General features: G+C 38.7%; 20 protein-coding genes. 3 read left to right on the forward strand and 17 right to left on the reverse strand.

Annotation, left to right across the window (positions count from 1 at the left end; genetic code table 11):
• The first annotated feature begins 146 nt into the window (after nucleotides 1-146).
• The gene (locus CLOAM_RS04850; RefSeq protein WP_044278945.1) at nucleotides 147-1061 is read left to right on the forward strand and encodes a polysaccharide deacetylase family protein; all 915 of its coding nucleotides are present in this window, start codon (nucleotides 147-149) and stop codon (nucleotides 1059-1061) included.
• A 107-nt stretch (nucleotides 1062-1168) separates the two neighbouring features.
• Nucleotides 1169-3520, forward strand: a complete 2352-nt coding sequence (locus CLOAM_RS04855; protein WP_015424752.1) for a sodium-translocating pyrophosphatase — start codon at nucleotides 1169-1171, stop codon at nucleotides 3518-3520.
• Between the two features lie 192 nt (nucleotides 3521-3712).
• Here the strand turns inward: CLOAM_RS04855 and CLOAM_RS04860 are convergent, their stop codons facing one another.
• From CLOAM_RS04860 to CLOAM_RS04880, 5 genes are all read right to left on the reverse strand, one after another.
• The gene (locus CLOAM_RS04860; protein WP_015424753.1) at nucleotides 3713-5104 is read right to left on the reverse strand and encodes an aminomethyltransferase family protein; all 1392 of its coding nucleotides are present in this window, start codon (nucleotides 5102-5104) and stop codon (nucleotides 3713-3715) included.
• 257 nt (nucleotides 5105-5361) lie between these two features.
• A complete protein-coding gene (locus CLOAM_RS04865) occupies nucleotides 5362-6177 on the reverse strand; it encodes a 2,3,4,5-tetrahydropyridine-2,6-dicarboxylate N-succinyltransferase (RefSeq protein ID WP_015424754.1) in 816 nt (271 codons plus the stop codon).
• Nucleotides 6174-7346 carry a MalY/PatB family protein gene (locus tag CLOAM_RS04870; protein ID WP_015424755.1) on the reverse strand — a complete coding sequence of 391 codons (1173 nt, stop codon included), beginning with the start codon at nucleotides 7344-7346 and terminating at the stop codon, nucleotides 6174-6176. Before CLOAM_RS04870 ends, CLOAM_RS04865 begins: the two co-directional genes overlap by 4 nt.
• On the reverse strand, nucleotides 7327-7863 hold the full coding sequence (locus CLOAM_RS04875; protein ID WP_044278946.1) for a YdbT family protein: 537 nt from the start codon (nucleotides 7861-7863) through the stop codon (nucleotides 7327-7329). Before CLOAM_RS04875 ends, CLOAM_RS04870 begins: the two co-directional genes overlap by 20 nt.
• A complete protein-coding gene (locus CLOAM_RS04880; RefSeq protein WP_015424757.1) occupies nucleotides 7842-8705 on the reverse strand; it encodes a PHP domain-containing protein in 864 nt (287 codons plus the stop codon). The genes CLOAM_RS04875 and CLOAM_RS04880 overlap by 22 nt, the downstream gene beginning before the upstream one ends.
• Before the next feature lie 76 nt (nucleotides 8706-8781).
• Here CLOAM_RS04880 and CLOAM_RS04885 point away from each other — a divergent pair, with 76 nt between their 5' ends.
• Nucleotides 8782-9561, forward strand: a complete 780-nt coding sequence (locus CLOAM_RS04885; RefSeq protein WP_044278947.1) for a class I SAM-dependent methyltransferase — start codon at nucleotides 8782-8784, stop codon at nucleotides 9559-9561.
• A gap of 157 nt (nucleotides 9562-9718) precedes the next feature.
• Here CLOAM_RS04885 and sppA read toward each other — a convergent pair whose 3' ends face one another.
• The 12 genes from sppA to CLOAM_RS04945 form a co-directional block, all read right to left on the reverse strand.
• Nucleotides 9719-12178: a signal peptide peptidase SppA gene (gene sppA / locus CLOAM_RS04890; RefSeq protein ID WP_015424759.1), complete on the reverse strand. Its 2460-nt coding sequence runs from the start codon at nucleotides 12176-12178 to the stop codon at nucleotides 9719-9721.
• A 323-nt stretch (nucleotides 12179-12501) separates the two neighbouring features.
• The gene (locus CLOAM_RS04895; protein WP_015424760.1) at nucleotides 12502-12729 is read right to left on the reverse strand and encodes a NifU family protein; all 228 of its coding nucleotides are present in this window, start codon (nucleotides 12727-12729) and stop codon (nucleotides 12502-12504) included.
• Between the two features lie 9 nt (nucleotides 12730-12738).
• A complete protein-coding gene (locus CLOAM_RS04900; RefSeq protein WP_044278948.1) occupies nucleotides 12739-13254 on the reverse strand; it encodes a DUF3332 domain-containing protein in 516 nt (171 codons plus the stop codon).
• Nucleotides 13255-13270: 16 nt separating this feature from the next.
• On the reverse strand, nucleotides 13271-16357 hold the full coding sequence (locus CLOAM_RS04905) for an efflux RND transporter permease subunit (RefSeq protein WP_044278949.1): 3087 nt from the start codon (nucleotides 16355-16357) through the stop codon (nucleotides 13271-13273).
• Between the two features lie 13 nt (nucleotides 16358-16370).
• Nucleotides 16371-17396: an efflux RND transporter periplasmic adaptor subunit gene (locus CLOAM_RS04910; protein ID WP_015424763.1), complete on the reverse strand. Its 1026-nt coding sequence runs from the start codon at nucleotides 17394-17396 to the stop codon at nucleotides 16371-16373.
• Between the two features lie 15 nt (nucleotides 17397-17411).
• The gene (locus CLOAM_RS04915; protein ID WP_015424764.1) at nucleotides 17412-18791 is read right to left on the reverse strand and encodes a TolC family protein; all 1380 of its coding nucleotides are present in this window, start codon (nucleotides 18789-18791) and stop codon (nucleotides 17412-17414) included.
• Between the two features lie 3 nt (nucleotides 18792-18794).
• The gene (locus tag CLOAM_RS04920) at nucleotides 18795-19394 is read right to left on the reverse strand and encodes a TetR/AcrR family transcriptional regulator (protein WP_015424765.1); all 600 of its coding nucleotides are present in this window, start codon (nucleotides 19392-19394) and stop codon (nucleotides 18795-18797) included.
• A 627-nt stretch (nucleotides 19395-20021) separates the two neighbouring features.
• Entirely contained in the window at nucleotides 20022-20588 is a 567-nt protein-coding gene (locus tag CLOAM_RS04925; protein WP_044278950.1) for an indolepyruvate oxidoreductase subunit beta, read from the reverse strand.
• A complete protein-coding gene (locus CLOAM_RS04930; protein WP_015424768.1) occupies nucleotides 20585-22192 on the reverse strand; it encodes a thiamine pyrophosphate-dependent enzyme in 1608 nt (535 codons plus the stop codon). Before CLOAM_RS04930 ends, CLOAM_RS04925 begins: the two co-directional genes overlap by 4 nt.
• A 26-nt stretch (nucleotides 22193-22218) precedes the next feature.
• Complete coding sequence (gene malQ, locus CLOAM_RS04935; RefSeq protein WP_015424769.1) at nucleotides 22219-23682, reverse strand: 4-alpha-glucanotransferase; 1464 nt, start codon at nucleotides 23680-23682, stop codon at nucleotides 22219-22221.
• Nucleotides 23682-24683 carry a DNA polymerase III subunit delta gene (gene holA, locus CLOAM_RS04940; RefSeq protein ID WP_044278951.1) on the reverse strand — a complete coding sequence of 334 codons (1002 nt, stop codon included), beginning with the start codon at nucleotides 24681-24683 and terminating at the stop codon, nucleotides 23682-23684. Before holA ends, malQ begins: the two co-directional genes overlap by 1 nt.
• Nucleotides 24683-25498, reverse strand: coding sequence for an undecaprenyl-diphosphate phosphatase (locus tag CLOAM_RS04945; protein ID WP_015424771.1), 816 nt, complete (start codon nucleotides 25496-25498; stop codon nucleotides 24683-24685). Before CLOAM_RS04945 ends, holA begins: the two co-directional genes overlap by 1 nt.
• Nucleotides 25499-25500 lie beyond the last annotated feature (2 nt).

Raw genomic sequence — 25500 nt, forward strand, 5'->3', positions numbered from 1 at the left:
ATTTATAAAATAAAAGGATTTCCGTGCTATAATGGGCACAATTTCTTTCTTTACATTCGGCATTCGGATTTTCCGATAAAAAATGTTCCTTGACAGTTATGTATTGTTTATTAAAAGGAAAATATGAAAGTAATTGGATTAAATGTATGAAGATAGCTACTACTCCCCGAGTCCTTTACTACCATATTGTAGCCGATAAATTCCCGGAAATTTATCCTAATGGTATTAGTGTCTCCAATTTTTTTAGGCAATTGGGACAACTAAAACGCCGGGGATATAAATTCCGGTCGTTAAGTGAAGTTTTAGCAAATCCGAAAAAATTTAACGCTAAAGACATAGTTCTAACTTTTGATGACGGTTTTTCAGCTAACTATCCTGTTCTTATGTATTTAGGTAAAGAGTATAATATTAAGCCGACTGTTTTTTTGATTGGTAAATGCATTGATAACAAAGAAATGGCATGGAATCATAAATTGCTTTTAATGAAACGCTATTGTTCGCCGGTAAAACTTTCAGCGCAAATAGACAATTATGTTCCCGGAGCAACAATATCATCTTTTTTTTCCCGCATTGAAATGTCTGAAAAAGATACCGTTACCGATTTCCTTTGGAAGGAAGTTATGCCTTTTTCAGAAAGCGATTATCTCCAAAAACATAAACCCTTTCTTTCGCTTACCCAGATGAAAAGTTTACAAAAAGCCGGTGTGGAATTTGGCATCCACAGCTGGTCTCATCCAGATTTTTCGCGTTTAATTTATCCTGAAGCATATACCGAGCTTGATTTGTGCTTTAAACAAATGGAAGAATTATCCGTACCTTGTAAGCGTTATTTTGCCTATCCTTATGGTCGCCCTGCCCAAAATGAAATAGAAACAAGATTGATTAAAAATTTTCAGCTCTCTGCCACTTTTGGAATCAGCTATGGTCTTGGTGATAACAGTTTACCCTATACACGCTGGCAAAGAATTAAAATGGATGGTAGGAAATTAACCAATCAGCAACAGTTCCTGCTTATGCCCTGGTTGCGTTCCATAAAAGCATCCAGGTTTAATTTTTTCTGACCGCACACAACTTTTTTCATTGACAATTTTTGTGAGAGTTACCAAAATGACAAAATCAATAAAAATTATACATAGCTTTTTTGAAAATAAGGAATTAGAGGTAGTATATGAATAATATCCCTGTCTTATGGCTTATTGCACCTTTAGGTGCTATTCTGGCTTTAATTTTCGCAGCAATTTTCTTTCGTCAGGTAAAAAAGCAAGACCCCGGCAATGCTAAAATGCAGGAAATTGCAGGTTATGTTAGGGAAGGTGCTTTTGCCTATTTAAAGCAACAATACAAAGGTGTAGGTATATTCTTTATCATTGCTTTCATTGTTTTTCAAATAATGGCTTGGGGCTTAGGTGTTTTGCATTGGTTAATTCCCTGGGCTTTTTTAACCGGTGGTTTTTTTAGTGGGTTAGCCGGTTATATTGGTATGAATATGGCTACCCTTGCTTCTAATAGAACAACTCAGGCATGCACTAAAGGACTGAATAAAGGTTTACGGATAGCTTTTAGAGCGGGCAGTGTTATGGGATTAACAGTAGTGGGTTTGGCTTTAATTGATATTTCTGCCTGGTTTTTTATTCTCAACCTGTTGAAATTCCCTCTGCAACAAATTACGATAATTATGCTTTCTTTTGGAATGGGTGCTTCTACACAAGCCCTTTTTGCTCGTTTGGGTGGAGGAATTTTTACTAAAGCAGCAGATGTAGGTGCCGACCTTGTAGGCAAAGTAGAAGCTAATATTCCGGAAGATGACCCGCGCAATCCTGCTACCATAGCAGATAATGTTGGAGATAATGTTGGTGATGTTGCAGGTATGGGAGCCGATTTATATGAAAGTTATGCCGGTTCAATTTTGGCTACAGCAGCCTTAGGAATGAGCGCTGTAACAATGTTAGGTCCAGCTTATGCCGACTGGGCAGTGAAATTTGTGGTAGCACCAATGATTCTTGCTGGTTTGGGAATTATCCTTTCCATTATAGGTATTTTTACCGTCAGCACCAAAGAAAATGCCGGTCCCAAAGAATTGATGTTTGCCTTAAATAAAAGTGTCTATTCCAGTTCCATTTTAATTGCTATTTGTGCTTTTTTCGTAACTAAAGCGTTGCTTCCGCCCGATTATTATTTTGGTGTATTTATTTCAACAGTAATTGGATTGGCAGCTGGAATTTTAATCGGATTTTTTACCGAGTTATTCACTTCTCATAGTTACAAACCAACACGGGAAATAGCTAATCAGGCAGATTATGGTCCCGCAACTGTTATCCTGGAAGGTATGTCTGTTGGAATGCGTTCTACTGCAGCTCCGGTTTTAATAATAGTAATAGGTATTCTTGCCGCTTTTATTTGCAGTCACGGTTTTTCCTCTATTGAAATGGGTTTATATGGAATTGGTTTTGGAGCGGTCGGAATGCTTGCTACTTTAGGTGTAACTTTGGCAATGGATGCCTTTGGTCCTATTGCTGATAATGCGGGCGGAAATGCACAGATGTGTAATTTGCCTGAAGATGTTAGATTGATGACCGATAATCTTGATTCGGTAGGTAATACCACTGCTGCTACAGGAAAAGGTTTTGCTATCGGGAGCGCTGCCTTAACTGCTATGGCTTTGCTTGCTGCCTATCTGGATGAAGTTCGCGGAGCTTTAACTCTGGTAGGTAATAAAACAGGAAAAGCTGTCTTTTTACACACTAATTACAATACCAAATTCACCGAAAATATTCCCTTGGCAAAGGCATCAATTGCGGATTTTATACAGTTCTTCCAAATTCATATTCTAAATCCCAAGTTTTTACTGGGTGTTTTCATTGGTGCTATGGTTGCCTTTGTATTTTCTTCACTCACTATTAAAGCAGTTGGAAGAGCTGCAGGTGAAATGGTAAAAGAAGTTCGCCGTCAGTTTAAAGAAATTCCCGGAATTATGGAAGGAACAGGAAAACCGGAATATGCCAAATGTGTTAAAATTTCAACTCAGGCAGCTCAGAGAGAGATGCTTATGCCCGCTTTAGTAGGTCTCTTATCTCCCATCATTACAGGTTTAATTTTTGGTGTTCCGGGAGTTTTAGGTATCCTTGCCGGAGCTCTTTCCACCGGCTTTGTTTTGGCTGTAATGATGAATAATGCTGGTGGTGCATGGGATAATGCCAAAAAGTATATAGAGACGGAAAAGAAAGCTAAAGGCACTGAAATTCATAAAGCCAGTATTGTTGGTGATACAGTTGGCGACCCATTTAAAGATACTGCAGGTCCCTGCATCAATATTCTGGTAAAACTGATGAGTATGATTTCTATTGTCTTTTCGGGCTTGATTGTAAACTACTCTCTCCATGTAGAAAATATCAATCCTCCTTTTACAAAAGTTCACTTAGATAGAAAGGTAGAAAATAAGGTTATTATGGTAGATAAGGATTCCTTAGATGTAAATGGAAATTATCCTCCTACCACACCACCCGAAATCATAATAAAGTAAACACGAAAGGTTGATGTCCTCGTCAACTACAAAAGACGGAAGGTTGATGTCTTCGTCAACTAATCTCTTGGGGTCTATTTCGTTACCTAAAAGTTCTCGTTAAAGAAAAAACTGGATTATAAGTGGAACGACAAGATGTCGTTCTTCCGTTTTGTGTAGTCGGAGGACCAACGTCCTCCGGCTACACACTTTTTACAGGTTCTCTATATTCTTCAACGGTTTATGTGCTGTAGCTGGTGTAATTCCTTCCAGGGTAACATAGCCCAAAACAGGTGTTCCTGTCGGTTTCCGATTTTCATCCTCGCGGTAAAATTCAACCGGTATACGAATTGGTTTCTCATCAATTTCCGCTATCTCTTTTCCTTCATTATCTTTTTCAAACAAAGGAAAATAAAACCAACCCATTCCGATAGCAGCAGTTCCTTTTTCTTCATTCACATTTTTTCGCTTGGAACCAATTGCTAAACGCATTTCCCACGAAACATTGGGAGAATTTATACTGCTGGTAACAGTTCCCAGGCGTTTGCCATCTTTATAAATACCCCGATTAGATACAATACCTTCAGAAACAAAGATATAGAGTCGCTTTTGCACTCCTTCCACTATTTCTTTGACTAATGCCTCTTTTCCTACAAAGTATTCCTTGTTCATATCTACTGCGGTCTCAAAAAGAGGAGCATTTACAGGTGTATGATAAGGGTCATATTCCTGCCCCATCAAAGGTAAACCGAAAGGTCCTGCAGAAATCCTGTTTTCATCTCTACCCCCTAATCCAACTAAGAGTCCTCCGAAGTCCAATGCCTTGGAAATAATAATTTTGGCATCTTCTTCAGCAACGGCAACGGGAATATAAAGTTCCCAACCCCACCTGTTAGTATATCCTGTTCTGGATAAATAGTAATGGTGTCCGTTGCGTTCAAACTCATTAAAAGTGAAGAAATTCATATTCTTTTCCGGATTATTTCTGTTCTTCAACACACTTTCACCATAGACCTCTTTTAGCAATTTGTAAGATAGAGGACCTTGAACATCTATTTTTAGCAAGGTATCGGAAATATCTTTTGCCCAAACCTCTTCCCCTTCTTTTTTGCATTGCATAATTCTATCTATATCAGCAAGATATTCCTTTTTTTCGCCTTCCACTTCAATTGTATCGGTAATATCATGTCCGGCATTAATAACCAGAATAAAACTGGTATCGCTAACTCTCATCAGAATCATATCATCTTGCATGCCACCCTGTTCGTTCAGTAGTAAAGTATATTTACATTGTCCAACTTTCATTTCGGTAAAATTTCCGGTTAAAGCCCGATTTAAAAGAGCTACTACATCAGGTCCGTAAAAGAGTAATTGTGTCATATGGTCAATGTTATAGACAGCTACTTTATTGATGGCAGCTGCTTCTTCCAACACAGAAGTTAAATAATTTACCGCCATAGAATATTGACCGAAATTACTGCGTTTAATGCTTTGCATTGGAATGCCGAGATGTTTTGATAAAAGGGGAAGATACCATTCCTCTTCCAAATTGTAGAGGGCTGTTTTTCTTTCCTGAACAGGAAACTTGAAACCTAAGCTGTTCATCTTTAAACTCCTTATGATATTTCTTTTTTTATGTCATTTTGGAAAAAGCAGGTCTTTTTGTCCAGAATAATCTTGTTTTTGTAACTGAAACCTAACAATTAAGTAAGGAATAATCAATATCTTTCACGGATTTATTAGCAATATGGATTTTACGGATAAAACGGATTTACCCGGATTGCATTGGATGATAGGTATAGAATAAGGTTGAGAATCTCTCCGCGCTCTGCCCTTTCAGGATAGTCATCCCAGACCTATTATTATATTCTAAGTGCCTGTTCCAATTCTACAGCTTTATCGGTTTTATCATCTCTATATTTTATAATAATCGGACAGGCAATTTGAAAATCAGGGTTACTTTTCAGTCGTCGTGAACCAGGAACTACTACAGCTTTAGAAGGAATAGTAAAACTATTGCCACTATCGCGTTCTAAAAACTTTTCCCGAACGCTGTCATAGATAGGTGTGGAGGCAGTTATAACTACTCCGGAAGCAATCACTACCTTGTTTTGAACAATTATTCCTTCATAGATTCCAGTATTTCCACCTACAAAAACATCGTCTTCTATAATAACAGGACGCATTCCTACAGGTTCTAATACCCCACCAATAATAGCTCCAGCGGAAAGATGCACATTTTTTCCAATTTGGGCACAAGAACCAACCAGGGAATGTGAATCAATAAGAGTTCCGCTATCCACATAGGCACCAATATTGATATAAGCAGGAGGCATAATCGTTACTCCGGTAGAAATATAACAACCATTTCTGGCAGAACTTCCTCCGGGAACAATTCTGATTCTATCTGCCAAAGTGAATTGCTTTTCCGGCAGAGTATCCTTATCAAAAAAAGGTTTCGCTTCACTCCATTGATAGATAGTTAATTCCCCCATTTGAAAGCCAAGAAGGATACCCATTTTCACCCATTCATTTACTTTCCAAATACCATTTTCTTTTTCGCAGGAGCGGATTTCTCCTTTATTTAAGGCATCTATAAAAGCTGTAAACAATGCTTTATGTTTTGCTGTCCATTTTTCCGGTGGGTTGTTATAAAGTTCAATTATTTCCTGTTTCATCCGTATTCCCTTGCTAAAACTTGTAAACGCTTTAAGGCAATCTCTAAAATGCTCTTTGGACAGCCGAAATTCAACCTCATAAAACCTTCTCCGTCTTTTCCAAATTCAGTTCCTGGTTCAAGAGCAAGTCCCGCTTTATTAACCATAATTTCTTGTAATTTCGCCTCTGTTAAACCCCAGTTTCTAAAATCCAACCAAGCTAAAAAAGTCCCTTCAATAGGGCTTATTTTCACGCCAGGTAATTCATTCTGCACAAATTCTGTGATATATATTCTATTCTTATTTAAGTAACAAAGTAATTCATCCAACCAGTTCTCGGATTCACTATATGCAGCAATTAAAGCTCTTATCCCAAAGGTATTACCAAGATAGAGATGAAGTTTTGTATTAAGTTCATTGAACTTATTCCTTATTTCTAAATTTGAAACAATTACAACTGCCGTTGCCAAACCTGCAATATTAAAACTTTTAGAAGGGGAAACACCCGTTAAACAAATTTCGGAAAAATCATTCAATGAAGCCAAAGGAAGATGTTTGTAACCAGGATAAACAATATCCGCATGAATTTCATCGGAAAAGACAGGGACTTTATATTTAGCGCATAAATTGCCTATTTTAGTTAATTCTTCTTTTGTCCAAACTCTGCTTACAGGATTATGCGGACTACAGAAAATAAATAATTTTGCCTGTTTCAATTTCTCTTCAAAGTCCTGCCAGTCAATACTATAAATGCCATTTGTATTCACCAGAGCAGAGGTTAAAAGTTTTCTTTTATGGTCCAGAACGGCATCATAAAAAGGACGGTAAACAGGGGTCTGAATAAGAATTCTCTCTCCGGGTTCAGTTAACGAAAGAACAGCTAATGAAATAGCAGGAACCAAACCGGGAACAGCTATAATCCAGTCCTGTTGCACATTCCAATCAAAGCGTCTTTCCTGCCAGGAAATAATTGCCTCATAAAAATCATCCAGACGCAAGTTATAGCCGAAGACAGGATGTTTCAAGCGTTCCGACAAAGCGGAAATAATCTTATCGGAAACAGCAAAATCCATATCGGCAACCCATAAAGGGATAAGCTCACTTTTGCCATACAACATTTTTAAACCATCGTATTTATAGCAACCGCTATTACGACGGTCTATTATTTCATCAAACCTGTTCTGTTTCACTTTTTCCTACCAAATTTCTTAAATTGTTAACAACTTTACCCAATAAATCATTCAATTGAGCTTGGGGGGCAAAATCAGCCAGGTTAAGCAAAATCTCCAGGATTTTAGGAAATGAAGCTGAGGTCTTGAATATCTTTTCCCTGTCTTTATCTTTGTATTTCAAAATAATGCTGAAGGAAATCTGTTTCGTCAAATCAATAGAAGTTATATTTTCATAAGGAATAATGAGTTTGGGTTTACCTAAAAATCCAAAACAAATTCTATCTTCATAAAAAGTTACACTATACAAAGAAGTAAGTTGTTTGAACACCGAATCCAACGCTACAAACAGAATAATTAAAGGCAGAACCTTAAAAAACATTGGCGTAGTGCCAGTCACAAATTTCACAAAGAAAAAGATTGCATAGATACAAATTGCCAAAGCCACGAATAACATAATTAATCGCATCCAGGGCGAATAACGATAAGTGGCTGGCAATTCGTTACGGATTGATTTTACCTTAATTTCACGTGGCATTGATATTCCTTCCAAAGTTTTTTTATGCTGGTGAGGACAACTTCCGGCAGGGGAATAATATCAAACAAATTATGTTTATCCTGTTCGCTGTGATAATCACTTCCTCCTGTCATAAACAGTCCTTTTTCCGTTGCAATTTTGATGAAATTTTCTATTTCCCATTGATAATGGTCGGGATGCCAAACCTCCAAACCGTCAATGCCCATTTTAATAATATCTTCCAAATAGGATAATTTTGTCAGTTTTCCAGGATGAGCAATAACAGCGAAGCCATCTGCCTGATGAATAATAGAAATTACATCAACAACAGAAACCTCCGGCTTGGGAACATAAGCAGGTTTGTTATCCCCGATATATTTTTCAAATGCTTCATTCCTCGTTTGGCAAAACTTATGATTCACCAAAACCTGAGCAATATGAGGACGCACAATTAATTCTCTGCTCCCGGCAATGGCAATTACTTCTTCCAAAGATATTGGCATACCCATATCTGCCAGCAATTTAATCATTTTTTTGGCGCGTTCTTTTCTGCCGTTCAAATACATTTCTGTCATAGCTCGTAAAGCAGAATTATTAAAATCACAGCCATAAGCCAGAATATGCACATCATCACCTTTATACAGAGAACTTATTTCCATTCCAGGTAAGATTCTGAGAGGCAATATATTATCCGGAATTTGCGTATAGGCATCTGCTGTATCGTGGTCAGTTATGGAAATTAAATCCAAACCAATTTCCTGAGCGCGTTTTATCAGTTCCTTAGGGCTTATGTTTCCGTCAGACACATTAGTATGCAAATGCAGATTAACACGCTGAATGTCATTTATTTCTTTTACTATCATAATTCAATTTTCTGGGTTGACTTATTTTGGCTCTGCTAAAAATAGTCAATGTATTTTTTTATCGGGAGAATGTGAAATGGAATACGACCCTATAAAAAACCGTCTGGCAAAAGCTATTGATATGTTTCCTGCTTTACGCAAACTTGTTTATATGGCTTTTAACCTTATTTTTCTCCGCCAGAGGTATGTTCTGAAAGAGATTCGCAATTTGTTCCGGGAACCAGACAAAATAGATTTATATGATGCCGGAGCCGGCTTTTGTCAGTATTCCGCTTATGTTTTATCGCATTGGTTCAATTCCAATGCTTTTGCTACAGACCTGAAAACCGATTATTTAAGGTCCTTTTCTGCATACGCGGATATTTATTATCCAGGCAGGTTCACATATAAAACAGCCGATTTACAAACTTTTATACCTTCCCAAAAGTTTAATTTGGCTTTAGCAATTGATATTATGGAACATATTGAAAATGATGTTTCCGCCCTGAATAATTTGTATAATGCCCTGGAAAAAAAGGGATATTTGCTTCTTTCTACTCCGTCAGACCTATATGAAACAGCAAAATTTACTTCCGAACACATTCGTGCTGGCTATAATAAAAAGGAACTGGAAAATAAACTGAACCGGATTGGCTTCAGAATTATTAAATCTATTTATACTTATGGAACTTATGGCGCTTTATCCTGGAAATTATTAATTAAAATACCCCTTCAGCTGATTTCTAAAAAACTTTATCCTCTTCTGCCTTTGTATTATCTTCTTGTTTATCCCTTAGCTGAAATCTTAATGCGTTTGGATATGAAGACAGATAACAAACAGGGAACAGGAATTCTGATTGTTGCTCAAAAACCTTGAACCAGAACACGAATTTGGAATGTAGAAAAGGTTGAGAGGGTTGAAAGCCCAAAGGGCAAAGATTATCTCAACCTTCAAATCCTCTCAACCTTCTCAAAACTATCCACATTCCAAATCCTAAAAACCCCTTCAATCCTGTTCATTCCAGATCTATTATTCAAAACTGCAATGTTTCCGGAACAACCGGACATAGCATCAGTGCTTTATCTTGTCCAAAATCGCTCCACAATTCATAGAGTTTGATATAATCAGAATTAACAGTATTCATTGCTTTAACAGGTGTAAAAACATTCAATTCACCGATATTAATGCTTATTTTTACTCCCTCTTTTTTAGTAGTAGCATCAACGAGGGTTAACTTTCCTTTTTTACCGATAAGTTCACTCATACTTTCCTTAGCTTTTTCCAATCCGCCAAGTTCATCCACAAGTCCAATTTTTTGTGCTTGTTCTCCTGTCCAGACCCTTCCTTGAGCATATTGTTTAACTTGTTCTAAGGTCATATTCGGACGTCCTGCATCCACTTTCATAACAAAATCATCATAACAATTTTCTATATTGCGAATTACCATTTGTTTTTCTTCTTCAGTCCAAGGACGATTAATAGAAACCATATCGGCATGTTCACCTTTTTTAACGGTATCCCAGTTTACTTTTATTTTTTGAAACATATCGGTGCCATTGAACATCAATCCCACAACACCGATAGAACCGGTTAAAGTTGAGGGCTCGGCAATAATTTTATCGGCATTACAGGAAATGTAATATCCACCGCTGGCAGCTGTTCCTCCCATAGAAACAACAATCGGTTTTTTATTTTCTGTCTTTGCCAGTTCCAGTTCTCTTAAAATAATATCGCTGGCTTGAGCACTTCCGCCACCGCTATCCACTCTTAAAATAATGCCTTTGTATTGTTTGTCTTTTCTTGCTTTGCGAATAAGGTCTACAGATGTTTCCTGGGCAATTTTCTGTCCTGGAGTTCCTTTTCCGGAAACAATATTCCCGCTGGCATAAATAACCGCGACCAAATTTTCTTTGGGTTTTGCCCAAGCATATTCGCGATATTCAGTTAATTCTTTATGCTGGCTTGAAAACTTAAAATCTTTCTTTAATTGCTTATTCAGCTGGTCTTCATAAATGAGGGCATCCACTAATCCTTTTTCCAGGGCATCATTAGCAATAAAATAGGGACCCTCATTGATAATTTCGTCAGCTGAAGCAACTAATCTATCACCGCGTCCTGTTTCCATACGCTGTAAAATTTGGTCGTATAGTGATTGCAGAAGGGATTCATAAGCTTCCCTTTCCGCGGGAGTCATTCTTTCTTCGGAAAACATATTACCCGCATCTTTATATTCATGACTGCGGAAATTGAGCACTTCAATACCCAAGCTGGCAAGCATATTTTTCAAATAAGGACTGCTGATACTTAAACCCCGTAAATCCACAGAACCCGTCGGATTTAAGTAAATCTTATCAGCAATGGAGGAAGCAAAGATATAACCGCCATTACCAATATTATCATAGTAAAAACAAACTTTCTTGCCACTGCTTTTAAAGTCGTTAAAGGCATCAACGAGTTCTTCCTGTAAAGCCAAAGAAGTTGAAAAAGAAGGATTTTTCAGAAGAATGCCTTCTATTTCGAGATCATCTTTTGCCTGTTTAATGTTATCAATGATTGACTCTATGGATTTATCGCCGGTATCATATATTTTGATTTTCCCTATTTTATATTTCGGAGCAGTGTAGGTTACGATGTTGCCTTTCAAATCCATTTTATACCAGGAGGGGTTTGTGTGTCCCAAAAATGGTTTATGCTCCCAATCCGTAAGCTGAGCCCAAGCAATTCCGTAATTATCATTTTTCTTAGAACGCAATAAACCACCTGCCTCAAGATTTCTGGGACATAAGCTGAAATTAACTAAAGCTGACTCTTCTTCCCAATTATAGGTAGCTCCAACTTTTACTCCATCAAGAATTTGGGTCTGAATTCCCAGAACCGGTTTTTTGAATTCATAATCCTTGTCCGTTTCATAGCGCGCATAATTGGCATCTACAGAAAGCTCCAAACGGTAATCCGCTATAGCATCCGTAAAAACAAAAGGACGCACTGCCAAACCCAAACGATAATAGGGTGATTGATGTTTGGGATTATCCCAGGTAAAAGCTAAAGAAGTAGAATTATGCGGACGGTATGTTACTCCAGTTCTGAAAGAACCATCTTCAAAACCGCCTTCCTGCCAACGGTAATTCGTTCCTGCATATAAGTTGGGTAAAATATGAGCAGGAAAAAGTTCGGCTCCCAAAGCCAAAGTATGATATTTATTACTATGGTCGCGTTCATAAATATAACTGAGAAAATCAGTATTCAAAAATATCCAATAGTGATTTTGCCATTCTTTTTCATCATTGAGATAAGCTAAACCTATACCCGAAGCAGAACCGGTTCCCAGCAAAGAAGGATTGCTAATAGGAATGAACATATTATCCACGCTGGCAATGGGAAAATCCTGTTTATTTAAGAATACAAAAATACTGTCACTTTTCGTTTGCGCCATCGCTAACGAGCAAAACAGGAATGGTAATAACAGGATTAGAGCTTTAACTATGGACTTCATTGTTTCTCCTTTTTCGTTTATAATACTTTAATTCAGTGTTTAGTTAAACTACAATTATTTTTTTACACTTTCCAAAAAGCTAACAAAAAAGTCAATATATATTTGAGAACCTAACCAAGTCACGAGTCGTCACTGCCTTCAAAAATATCGCTTATGCCACAAATTCCTTTAGTAGTGAGAACTCGTTACAACTTGTTCCAAGCATATTTCAATGCTTTTATTGGAATTATCACTGTCGTCATGAATCATAAGCGCCAAGAAAGTTATCTCCCAGAGAAAAAGTTATCAAGGCGCTAATGACTCCTGACTTTCCTTCCGGGAAGTTACACAGCGATAACTTCTTTCACTTCAGGAATTTCTTCTTTAATAAGTCGTTCAATACCTGCCTTCAAAGTTAAAGTAGCCATAGGGCAACCATTACAAGTTCCTTTAAGCCGAACTTCTATCACATTATCTTCACGGATATTGATAAGTTCAACATCCCCTCCATCCGCTTGAATGGAGGGGCGAACTTTTGCGAGGATACTTTCAATTTTTTCTTTTGCAATCACTTTTTATCCTTATTTAGAGAGGTCTAAGGAGATTTCTTCACCCGACGTAGAGAGCAATTTTAATTGATTTCCATCCAAATAACCAAGTTTTTGAGTAGTTCCATTGGTGTTCATAAACCAGGATTCGCTAACGGGGTCATAGTTGAGTTCAATTTTTTGATTGTTGTCCTTATTTTCAGGTTGAGAAATCACAATTTTGTTTTGACTGATTTCAAACTTATAATTCCCATTGGGACCTTCGGCATACTTGATAATATTTTCACCTTCGTTCATAGTGAGAGGATTGCTACCAGTCCAAAATTCAATGGTATTAAAAACAAAAACATCCAGAAACATTGCTATTTCATAAACCGGACAAATCCAAAAAGCCCAGTTAACAATGCTCTGAACAAACTTATTCCCGACACTACCATTAAAGCGATACACTTTTTTGGTAAGTGACATATTCCCATAGCATCCGAAGACGCTAACAACAATAAATACCGCTAATAAAGCGATAGAGACAAGACGAGTGAATCTTTTCATTTTTGTTCTCCTTTCTTTATTGGGATTCCTTTTTAGCATGGATATTTTTAGTGGTCAGGAAATAGAAAGCGGGGATAATAATTAGCGTCAGAAAAGTGGAAACAATTAAACCACCAATAGATACAATACCCATTGGACGGGTCATTTCGGCTCCCGTACTACCTATACCAATTGCCATAGGAAGCATTCCCACTATGATAGCTAAGGTAGACATTACTATCGGTTTTAATTTCATCTTTCCCGCTTCCATCAACGCATCGTGGACACTATAGCCCTCTCTGCGTTTAATATTTACATAGTCCATTATTAATATAGCGTTATTTACCACAATGCCAACTAACATTATTATAGCCATCATAGAAACGATGTTAAATGTATTACCCGTAATGAGTAAAGAAAGTATCACTCCGATCAAAGCCAGAGGAACCGTTGCCAAAATCAGAGCTGGTTGAGCAAAACTTTCCAGAATAGCCGCCAAGAGCATATAGGTTAAAATCACGGCAAGAATAAAGGTGCGAATCATATCTACTGTAGTTTCGCTCATCATTTTTGCCTGACCTCCCCATTGATAACGATAGCCGGTCGGGAATTTAATTTTATCCAACCGTTCTTCAATTTGGGAAGTTATATCGCTCATAGTGTATCCGCTGGCTACATCACCGGTAAACATAACGGTCTTATAGCGGTCGTAGTGAGTTATTCTATTGATACCGGAAGCAAATTGGACATCTGCCAGCTGAGATACCAAATAGGATTTACCCATCACAACTACACTCAGGTTCTTAATTTTATCGGGAGAATCAACTACTTCATCCTCAAGGGAAATCTTGATATCATATTCATTTCCGGCTTCCCGATATTTGGTAGAAACCAGTCCTTCCACATTGGCGCGTAAAGCTAAAGCCAAATCATAAACCGTAGCTCCTGCAGCGGCAAGTTTATCGCGTTTGGGATAAAGAGTAAGTTCCGACCTGCCATAACGACTGGAGGTATCAAGATTAATTAAACCCGGTATATCCTCAATAGCTATAGTTACTTCATTTTTCAGTTGTTCCAAGCGATCAATATCCTGACCTTCAATCATAAATTGAATACCGGAAGCGCCGCCTCCTCCTCCCATACCTAACATTGAGCCGGTAACTTTAATCTTGGCATTGGGAATATCGGAAAGCTCTTTGGTTAAAATATCTGCTAATTGGTTGGCAGTATATTCACGTTCATTTCTATCTACCAGTTTAATATCGGAAGTAGCTAAATTGGTGCCGGTATCAATAAAGCTGCCTGAACCGAGATTGGTAAGTATGTGGACAACTTCTTTATGTTGGGCTACACGGTTTTGGACAATGTCCATTGTTTTGGCTGTCTCATTCAAATTTGTTCCCTGAGGCATTTCTACAGAAATGGATAGATTGCGTTGGTCCACAGGAGGTATCATTTCCATACCCACAAAGAAAGCAAGCCCACAGCTAATCAGCAAAGCTAAAAGAGTGAAGAGTAATATACTCACGCTGGTTCTCTTGGAACGCAGTGTATATCCTAAGAATTTGGCATAGTAATTACCAAATTTATCAAAGACATTATCAAATTTCCTTCCCCATTTACTAGTTCTTTTCTCTTTCGGAATAATCTTGGAAGCCAGCATCGGAGTTATTGTAAAAGCAGTTAACAGGGAAAATAGAGTTGCCATGGTAACGGTCACGGCAAATTCCTTGAAAAATCTTCCTACCATAGAAGTCATAGTAGCAATCGGTAAAAACACCACTATATTCGTTAAGGTAGAAGCCAGAACGGCTGTTCCGATTTCATTGGTACCAATTTGAGCTGCCACTTTTCGGGTATTTCCCATATCCTTATGCCTGAATATATTTTCCAAAACTACAACAGAATTGGAAACCAGAATTCCTATTGAAGTGGATAGACCCATCATCGTCATAATATTGAAAGTGTACCCGAATATTTGCATAAACACGAAGGTGGAAATTATGCAATAAGGCATTGATATTGCCACAATAAGAGTGGAACGGAAATCGTGTAAAAAGATGAAGAGAATGATTCCGGTAAAGAGAATACCCAAGAGAATATTTTCCAGGGTAGAATTAATCGTATCTTTGGTAAATATGCTATCATCCCGCATAATTTCCAGTTTTACACCTTCAGGAAGTTCCTTATTTAAAATCGGTATTTGTTTGGTGACTTCTTCCGCAATATTAACTACATTTCCATCGGCAGCATTGGTTATAGACAAACGGACTATATTTTCATCTTTAACATTTTTCGGAACATTGAAATAAATTGCTTTTGAACGCACTTCTTCTGTAGCATCTTCAACTCTTGCCAGCTGTGAAAGTTTTTTCACTCCAAAAACAGTCGGTATATCGGTATTTCTGATATCTTCCACATCTTGATATTCCCCTTTCAGGCGGACTGAATACTCCTGAGTTCCTTGGGTAAAATTACCACCCGGCATATCCAAATTTGCTGCAGCAAGAATTGCACTTAACTGAGCTAACGATATCTTGTTTTCAAACACAACCTTATCGGTAAGCCGAACATCAATTTGCCGTTTAGCTCCTCCAATTAAGGAAACTCTTGCTACACCAGGAATTTGTGATAAACGGTCTTTTAGAGTACCATCCGCAAGTTCGTATAAATCCTTCGGTGGCATATTTCCGGAAAGCACCAGGTCCATAATCGGAAAAGCTGTAATATCCATTTTCAGGACTATGGGTCTGTCCGTGCCATCTGGTAAATTACGGATAATGGCATCCACCTTATCCTTCACTTCCTGATTGGCAACATCTATGTTCTTACCCAATTTGAAGGCAACCAGAACTATAGACATATTCTCCATAGAGTAGGATTGCATAAAGTCAATCTGGCTGACCGTGGCAACTGCTTCTTCTATCGGTTCGGTTACCTGAGATTCAATTTCGCGGGGACCGGCTCCTGAATATACGGTCTGAACAACAACATAAGGCAACTTCAAATCCGGCATCAGGTTTATCGGCAAACTGAAGTAAGCGAGCACCCCGAAGACGATAAACACCATTATTGCCATTGTGACCAGAACTGGTCGGTTAATAGACAGATCTGTTAAAAACATAGTTCCTATTCCCTTACTCAATCACGCGCAATTTTGCGCCTTCAGTTAACATATTGATACCTTCAGTGATAAGCAAATCACCCGGATTTAAACCGCTGGTAATTTCAAAAGCCAGTGTATTATCCAATCCCGTGGTAATTTCTCTTTTCACGGCTTTACCATCTTGATTCAGCCAAACATATTTGGTTCCGTTTTCACTAACGATTTGATGACGCTCAACCACAATCAAATTGGGTTTGCTGAAAACTTCTATGGCAATTTCAGCTGTTACTCCGTAGTTAATCTTTTTATTCATCCCCGGAAAACTTACTTCCACTTTAAATGCCTTGGTTGCATTATCCATAGCCAGAGGAATCTCCGTTACTCTTCCGGAAATTGTAGTTTCCAACCAGGTAGCAGTTGCTTTGGTGCCTTTTTTAATCTTGTTTATTTCCGTATCAGGAACCATAACAGTAGCTTTATAACCATTGGTAGAGGCAACTGTAAACAGGTCTTTTCCCGGATAAACCTTCTCGCTTGGGTTTACATATATTGCTGTAATAATACCACTTATCGGAGCACGCACATTGATCATTTTATCGCTGGTTTCCAGATTGGCTTTAGATACCTTATACTGGGTTTCTACATTATCCAAATCCTGCTGGCTGATAGCGCCTTGGGCAAAAAGCCGTTGCATTCGTTCATAAGTCGTTTTGATACTGTTAAATGCCGTTAGTGCTTGTTCATATTGTGCCGAAGGTGTATTTTGGGGAAAACTTACAATAATCTGGTCTTTTGCAACCCGATCCCCTACCTTGGCATTGATTTTGGTAATCACTTCCGAAACCATTGCCTGAACGGTTGTCTCTTCCATTCCGTTTAAAGTAGCATTATAAAGCAGGTTTTGACGGAAGGTTGTGGGCTCTATAATAATTTGGCGAACGGGAACCCCTTCTTCACTGTATATTTGTTCCATACTTTTTCCCTCTTCCTGTTTTTTACCGCAGGCAGAGATAAGTATCAGTATCAGGGCTGTTAGAATAATTAAGTATCTTTTCATAGTTTATCTTCTCCGTTATAGGGTTATACCGATTGATTTTTTAAAGTTTCTATCTGCAGATATAATTTCATAAATTGACTGATAATATTGCAGTTTAATGGTTTGTAAGGTTAATTGAGCGTCAAAGACCTCAAGCTGAATGCCAACCTGGTTTTCATAACGCACTTGGGCAAGCTGTAAACCGCGTTCTGCCAAACGAATGTTTTCAGTTTGCACATTATGATTTTCCCAAGCGTGATAATACTTTTGATAATCTTGCTTGATTTGCAGAGCAATAAGTTCTTCTGTATCCCTTTGTTGCAATTTGGCTTTTTGATAGTCATAGTGGGCATAATTTCTTTTGGCTGTATTGGTTAAGCCGGTAAACAAAGGAATCTGAAAGCCCAAACTGATGCCGTATTTATGCCCGAAATCATCATTCTCAATAGCATATTCATCTGCCGCTGTATAAAGTGAATAATCTGCGCTCAAGGCAACATTGGGCAGGAAATTCACTTTTTCCACCTTATATTGCAGTTCTTTTAGCTGAGTACCCAATTTAATCAGTTCTACTTCATTTCTTTGTTTCAAACCCTGTTCAGTTGCCTCTTCCAGAGAAAGCTCCATTTTTTCCGGCAACACGAATTCACCTTCGGGAACTATATCACTCTCTTCTTCTCCAATCTGTTTACGAAAAGCCGAAACAGCCAAATCGTAATCATTTTTTGCTTTCAAAACCTGGGGCTCCAGTTTGGCTACACCTAATTTGGCTTGTAACAAGTCAAATTCCGAAACCTGACCTTCCTGATTGAACAGTTCCACTCTGCGCAAATGCCTTTTGGCAATATCTAAGCCCTCTTCTTGCACATCCCACAGCTTTTTTGCCAGTAAGCACTGATAAAAGAGTTCAGTGGTTTTCAAAACCACATCCTGTTCTTTTACTTTATAATTCAGTCGCTGAATTTGGCGGTAATAATTTCCCGCTTTAATTCCGCTTCCCAGTTTGCCTCCGGAATAAACAATCTGTTCCATTTTTAACTGTAAAGCAAAAGAACCCGCTTCTGCTGGCGATTCCGGAATCATTGAATTAACTATTTTATTCAGTACACCCGCTAAATATTCTTCATTATCTGTCGCTATATCATCTAAGCCGGCAGATATGTTCATCTTGGCAGGTATGGCTGAATCAGGATAATAGGTCTTACTTAAACCGTAAGCACCCTGTAAATTCAATTGTGGATAAGCAGTGCCACGAACCTGTTTGTATGACTCATCCGCTTTCTTAATTTCTTCCATTGCCATTAACAGTTCCTTGTTATTCTGTTTAGCTTTGGTGATGCTAGTTTCCAGGTCAATGGCAAATACACAGCTTGCTAATAATGTTAGCAGTGTTAATACAATTAATGTCTTTCTCATTTTTTATCCTCGTTTAACAATTCCATAAAGTAGCATCTTAATAATAAAATCACTATCCCGCTCAATCATTGTCAGTAAGCGGGGAACATCTACTATTTTCAAACTCGGTTCACCTATCATAAACCAATCCATAATTATCTCGCAAAGACGGTCTTCCGGAAAGCGCTCATCAATTAAATCCTCCTGTTTTCCAAGCTGGATTATTTCAGAAAGAATTTGCATCATCACTTCCCTGCTTTTAACCCGGAACTGAATCAACTGTTCCTGATAACTTTGCGGTATATTAATTAAACACTCAATCAGGATGGGCATATTTTCGTAAATCAGTTTGATGGGAAAGCTTAAAAATTCCGTCAGCTTCTCTTCAAAACCCATCGTAGCATTGATATGCTGCCTCAACATTTTGAAATACTCTCTTGTTTTGGCTTCCACCGAAGCAATAAAGAGGTCTTCCTTGCTGGGAAAGTAATAATATACCGTTCCCTTAGCTATCTGAGCTGCAGCAGCAATTTCATCCAACGAGGTCTTAGCAAAGCCGAAACGGGTAAATAGCTGGGTAGCTATATCCAATATCAACTTTTTTTTGTTCTGAGCAGCACTCATTCTCCTTCCTTATATTTTATTGTCTTCCTGTAGGTTACAGCTTTGAAACTGAACAACTGACCCATTACGGTCAAACAGTATATATAGTCAAGCCAAAAATTTAATGGCAAGATAGTGAGGTTTTGAGAGAGTTGAGATGCTCTATGCTCTTAGCTCTCTGCCCTCAGCCAAAAGCTCAAAGGGCGACACAATTACAGCGATGGGTGCATAAGCCCCTCCTAAAAAGTGGCTAAAAAATCCTTTGCTCTCTGTAAGTCAGGAGTCGGCATCGCTGAAATAAATTCTGCCCTGTCCTCAAACTTATTTAGCAATGAGGACTCGTGACGCCTGGTTTAACACAGATGATGCCAATTATACCAATTATATTTATAATTGATATATTGTTTTCTGTAAGGACACCGATTTCACGATTTACATCATTTCTTGAATGAAAAAGACCATTGCCATTCCTGTACAAACAGGAATCTAGATCATTTTTAGCAAAATAAGTACATTTTCGATATAATAACTTCTTCCTTAGGGGTATCTCATCATCAACCCATCCTGAAGGTTGGGTTGATGATGAGTTATAAGCAGGGAATAAAATAATCGGTTCTTTAATAATGTAATTAATATTTTACGAGAGGGTTATCCTTCCATCCCGGCTTGCAGAGCTCGCAGGTTTGCCTCTACAATTGCTTCTCCTTTAGGTGCAAAGATAGTTTTAATTGCCTCTTCAATTTCTTCCTTTGTAAAGCCCAGATGTTTAATGGCAGCGCCTAAAACTACTATATTCATACTTCTGCTGGCATTTTGTTCTTTAGCTTTAGTATCTGCATCCAGTAGAACATAGTTGGGTATTTTTTTTATTTCTTTGTAGATTTCCTCTTCCGGCGGATAATTAGGGATATTTTTAAAAGGTGTGGAATTGGTAATAATCCAGCCGTCATCTTTTAGATAGGGCAGATAGCGTAATGCCTCCAGCGGTTCAACGCTTAAAATCATATCGGCAGAGCCAAAGGGTATTAAATCGCTCCAAATAGTTTCATCGGATAGGCGCAAATGGGATTGGACATCTCCCCCACGCTGACTCATTCCATGCACTTCTGCTTGTTTCAAATTCATCCCGCGTTTGATTGCTGTGGTTCCGAGGATAGTAGCAATGGTTAAAATGCCCTGTCCTCCTACTCCGGCAAGTATTATATCCTTTTTCATTCTTGTATCTCCATTTTGTTCTTTTTCTTTAGGGTCTGAATACATTCCCGACGGGCAATAACAACAGAAACGCCATTATAAGCCAGTTCTTCTTTATAAATTTGGATCATTTCGGGATAATTTTTCTTGAGGGGAACAAACACACGGATATGTTCTTTTTCCACTCCCAATCCCAGACAAATATCTTCCAATTTGCCATAACCAGTATAGTTCTGCCCACCTGTCATTGCAGTTGTGGCATTATCCAGAATGATTATCATCACATTTGCTTTATCGTAAATGCAATCCAACAGCCCCGTAATACCTGAATGACAAAAAGTGCTATCACCAATAACGGCAACGGCAGGAAAAAGTCCACTATCGGAAGCTCCTTTTGCCATTGTAATAGAAGCACCCATATCCACGCAAGAATTGATGGAATTATACGGTGGCATAAAGCCCAAAGTATAACAGCCGATATCGCTGAAAACATTGCCTCTTCCATATTCTGCCATCACTTCATTCAGGGACAAAAAAGTATCGGAATGAGGGCAACCAACGCATAAAGCGGGAGGCCTGCCAACTACAATATCGGGAACAGGTCTACCTATTGTATCAGGTAAGGAAAGAGCTTTAGCTACAAGATTAGGATTAAGCTCTCCGGCACGAGGTAGATAGCCATCAAGACGTCCATGAACAGGTTTCAATCCGGGAAAAGCAAGCCCTTTAAGCTGTTCTTCCACGAAGGGCATACCTTCTTCTATAACCAGCAATTCGTCACAGGTCTCATAGAGTTGACGGATTTGTTTTTCGGGCAAAGGATACTGGCATATCTTTAGCACGGGATATGGAATTTCTTCACCGTGATATGCTTCCCGCAGATAGTTATAAGCTAAGCCGGTAGTGATAATACCTAACTTAGTATTTTTCCTTTCTGCCGTATATACATTATACGGGGAATTTTCGGATTCTGCCAGAAAGTCCTTTTGCAGGGAAAGATGATGTTGATACTTTTTCCTGGCAATGGCAGGAAGAAGCATAAATTGAAAAATATCTTCCGGCTTTTTCAATTCCTTTTGCGGTAAAGGATTGCGTCTGGTAACCCCGGAACGGGAATGCGCCAAACGCGTGGTTAAGCGTAATAGTATCGGGATATGATATTTTTCCGAGAGCTCAAAGCCATAAAAAGCCATATCATAACATTCCTGTTGATTGCTTGGCTCCAAAACGGGAATCATCGCAAAATGTCCATAATAACGACTATCCTGTTCATTCTGCGAGCTGTGCATTGAAGGGTCATCCGCAACGGCAATAATTAAACCACCGCTGGCTCCTGTAATAGCCGAATTCATTAAAGGATCGGCTGCCACATTCAACCCTACATGTTTCATCGTTACCATTGCTCTTTTGCCGGAAGCGCTCATTCCCAAAGCTGTTTCCAGTGCGGTCTTTTCATTGGAACTCCAGGTGCGGTGAACATTGTTTTCCTCTGCCTGTTTAGACCTTTGAGCGTATTCAATGATTTCGGTGGAGGGAGTTCCCGGATAGCCGTAAAAACCTGATATTCCGGCATCCAGTGCTCCCTGGGCAAGGGCTTCGTCACCCAACAGCATAAGTTTTGGCATTTTATCTCCTTTTTATTTTATTTATTTTAGAAATTTAGATTTTCCAGACGCCACTGCCAATTCCCCAAAGCGGTTCCTGGAATATTCATTCTTGCCTCATCTCCCAGTCCCAATATATCTTGATAAGGGAAAATAACCTGTTGGCAACTGGAAGAGAGAGCAATATTGCGCATAATGAGATGAATGTTTTCGGCATTCAAATGTGCCTGACAATCGGTAAACTGATGTAGTGCGCAATATTCCCGTAAGTGTTTATAGGACGGAGAATTGGGAGAAAGTGATTCAAACCAGCCACGTAGGGTTTGATTATCGTGAGTTCCGGTATAAAGCCAACGCTCCGGAGGGTATTTTTTCACATCGGGGACGCCTTCTTCAAAGCAGAACTGTAAAACAATCATCCCCGGAAAACCATATTGCTCACGGATACGGCAAACATCATCATTGAGAATACCCAGGTCTTCGGCAATAAAACACTCTATGCTAAACCGTTGTAACAGAGCGGAAAAGAAATCTTCAGGTAAGGCACGCACCCAGGAACCCTTGATAGCGTCTTTAGGCAAAACTGGTTTACCATTAGCGTCCAGCTCGGGCTCTACCTGCCAGAAATTCACATAGCCGATAAAGTGGTCTAAGCGTAAAATATCCAGATAGCCAAGTGCTTGTTTGATTCTCTCCATAAAAAGCCGAAATCCATCCTGTTTCAATACATCCCATCGGTATAAAGGATTTCCCCAGAGCTGACCTTTTTCCGCAAAAGCATCAGGTGGAACTCCGGCAAAGTGTAAACGCCTGCCTTGTTCATCCAAGTCAAAGTATTCTGGGTGAGCCCAAACCTCAGCGCTATCGTAAGCAAGATAAAGAGGCAAATCCCCTATTAAAATTATGCCCAATTCTTGTAAGCGTTCTTTGAACCAGGATAATTGTTCTTCCAGCATTGCTTGAGTAGCGGCACGCAGATTGAAATAAGAACTATTCATCAAACGGACTTTTTGATAGAGCTTTTCACTGTAGTGACGATGTTCTTCGTTCCAGTTATACCAGCAGGTATCGTCATATAACTTGCTTAAGGAAAGAAAGGTTAAGTATGGTTTCAGGAACGGAGCATTTTCTTCAATATAATCGTCAGTCCTATTGGCAAGCATCCAGTTGGCAGTTGCCTGAGCGAGCATTTTATCCTTCAAGGTAGAGACCTGTTCATAGCGAGTAACATTACTGCGGGGAATTTTTACCGCTTCCAGCATCAGCTGATTGATATAGCCCTGTTTATAGAGCAATTCCGGACTGATAAAATAAGGATTTAAAGCAAAAGCGGAAAGCGGATTATAGGGTGAATTGCCATAACCGCAATGATTTATAGGTAATATCTGCCAGTAAGTATACCCCTCTGCTTTCAGATATTCGGCAAAACGGACGGCTTCAGGTCCGAAATCGCCAATCCCGAAATCGGAAGGCAGTGAACTGATATGCAGTAAGATACCTGTTTTGCGCATTAGGCATCCAGAATTTTAAGCAAACAATTGCATAGCAGAATTTGCGGCTCGGCAACGGTTAATTTAAACTGTTGGTCTGTTTCCAGCAAGAGGGCAAAAATTTTCTCCAGCGCATTAATATTATAATAACGGGATAAATCCAGAAATTCTCTTCGCTGATTAGGATGGAAATCTGTAATATACTTGCTTACGATTTCATTATCGGTAATATGAGCTTTTTTCAGGAGTAATATTTTCCAGATATTGAAATAGAAACGCGTAAGCTGAAAAAGGATTTGCAAGGGTTTCCAATCGGCAAAAAGCATCTTTTCCATTGCTTCTATTGCCTGTTTTGCCTGTTTTCTTCCCAGAGCACGATAAAAATCAATCAAAGTCCCGCTGCGTGTAGTTCCCAGGCTTTGCATAATATCTTCCTCGGTAATTGTTGTTCGGTCACGGGTAAGCAAATCCAATTTGGTAAGTTCGTTAGCGGCATTATAATAATCAAGTTCAATGCGGTTGAGAAATTCTTCAATTGCCTTATCGGTCATTTTTTTATTAATATCCTTCAATGCTTTATCCAACCAGGTACGAATAGCGCCTCCGTAAGGTGGTGGGTCACAAGTTATTAATTTAGTTCCTGCCTTAATTTTCTTCCAGTTTTCGTGGCGAGCATCCGCTTTTTCGGTTACAATAGCTAAACTTTGGATTTCCGAAGGCGAAGAAAAATAATCGGCTAAGGTACTCAGTTCTTTGGTTTTAAGTGATTCTGCATTTTTAATGATAATAAGCTTGGCAGCGGAAAAAATGGAATAAGTATCCAGAAGGTCTGCCAGTTCAGGACTTTTCACTTCATCACCATAGATAATAAAAGTATCCACCTTTTCCTTTTTTTTCAGTTTGGCTCTGATGGAATCCAAAACTCTATCCACCAGATAGGAATCTGTTCCAATAAGCAAATAGGAAGAACCTAAACGCACTTTATCAGCTGTAAAATCAAGGGCAAATATACTTGTTTCCATTAAAAACCCAAGATAATTAAAACAATAGAGAGCAAGCCAATTAGCCAACAGTAAACAGCAAAGTATTTCAAACGACTGACTTCAATTAAACGGATTAAAAAGGCAATAACCAGATAACCGACAAGAAAGGAACAGACAAAGCCAGCTAAATAGTTTATCAGCAATTGCGGCTTCAAATTAGCAAATGCTTTATATTGGGAAAGATTTCCTGCCAAAATTGCCGGAATGCTTAATAAAAAAGAATATTGAGCCGCATCCTTGCGCTTCATTCCGGTAGCCAAAGAGCAGGCAATCGTTGTTCCAGAACGGGAAATCCCGGGTAAAATGGCAACTCCCTGTCCTATACCGATTAAAACAGCTTGCAGAAAGCCAATATTGCAAGCAGGAATACCTTTATCCTTGAAATAATCGGAAACAAAAACAATAACTCCAGTAACAAGCAAAAAGATAGCTACCAACATCGGCATATTAAAAACAGCTTCCATAAAATCTCCAAACAGGATATATATCACTCCCGTTGCCAAAGTGGAAATAATCAGATAATAAACTAGAGTGCGATTTTTACGATGCTGTTCCCGATTAACAGTATTTCCCCAGGAAAAAAGCGACTTAATAAGCTCCCAGAGAGTTTTACGAAAAAAGACCAAAACGGCAAGCAGCGTTCCCAAGTGCATAAAGAGTTCAAAAACAATGTTTTCATTGTCACCAATACCAAAAAAATGCTGTGCTAAGACCAAATGGCCTGAGCTGCTAACCGGAATAAATTCCGTTAATCCTTGTAATATACCCATCAGGATTACCTGAATTAAGCTCATAA

The sequence above is a fragment of the Candidatus Cloacimonas acidaminovorans str. Evry genome, assembly GCF_000146065.2.
GTDB classification, from domain to species: domain Bacteria; phylum Cloacimonadota; class Cloacimonadia; order Cloacimonadales; family Cloacimonadaceae; genus Cloacimonas; species Cloacimonas acidaminivorans.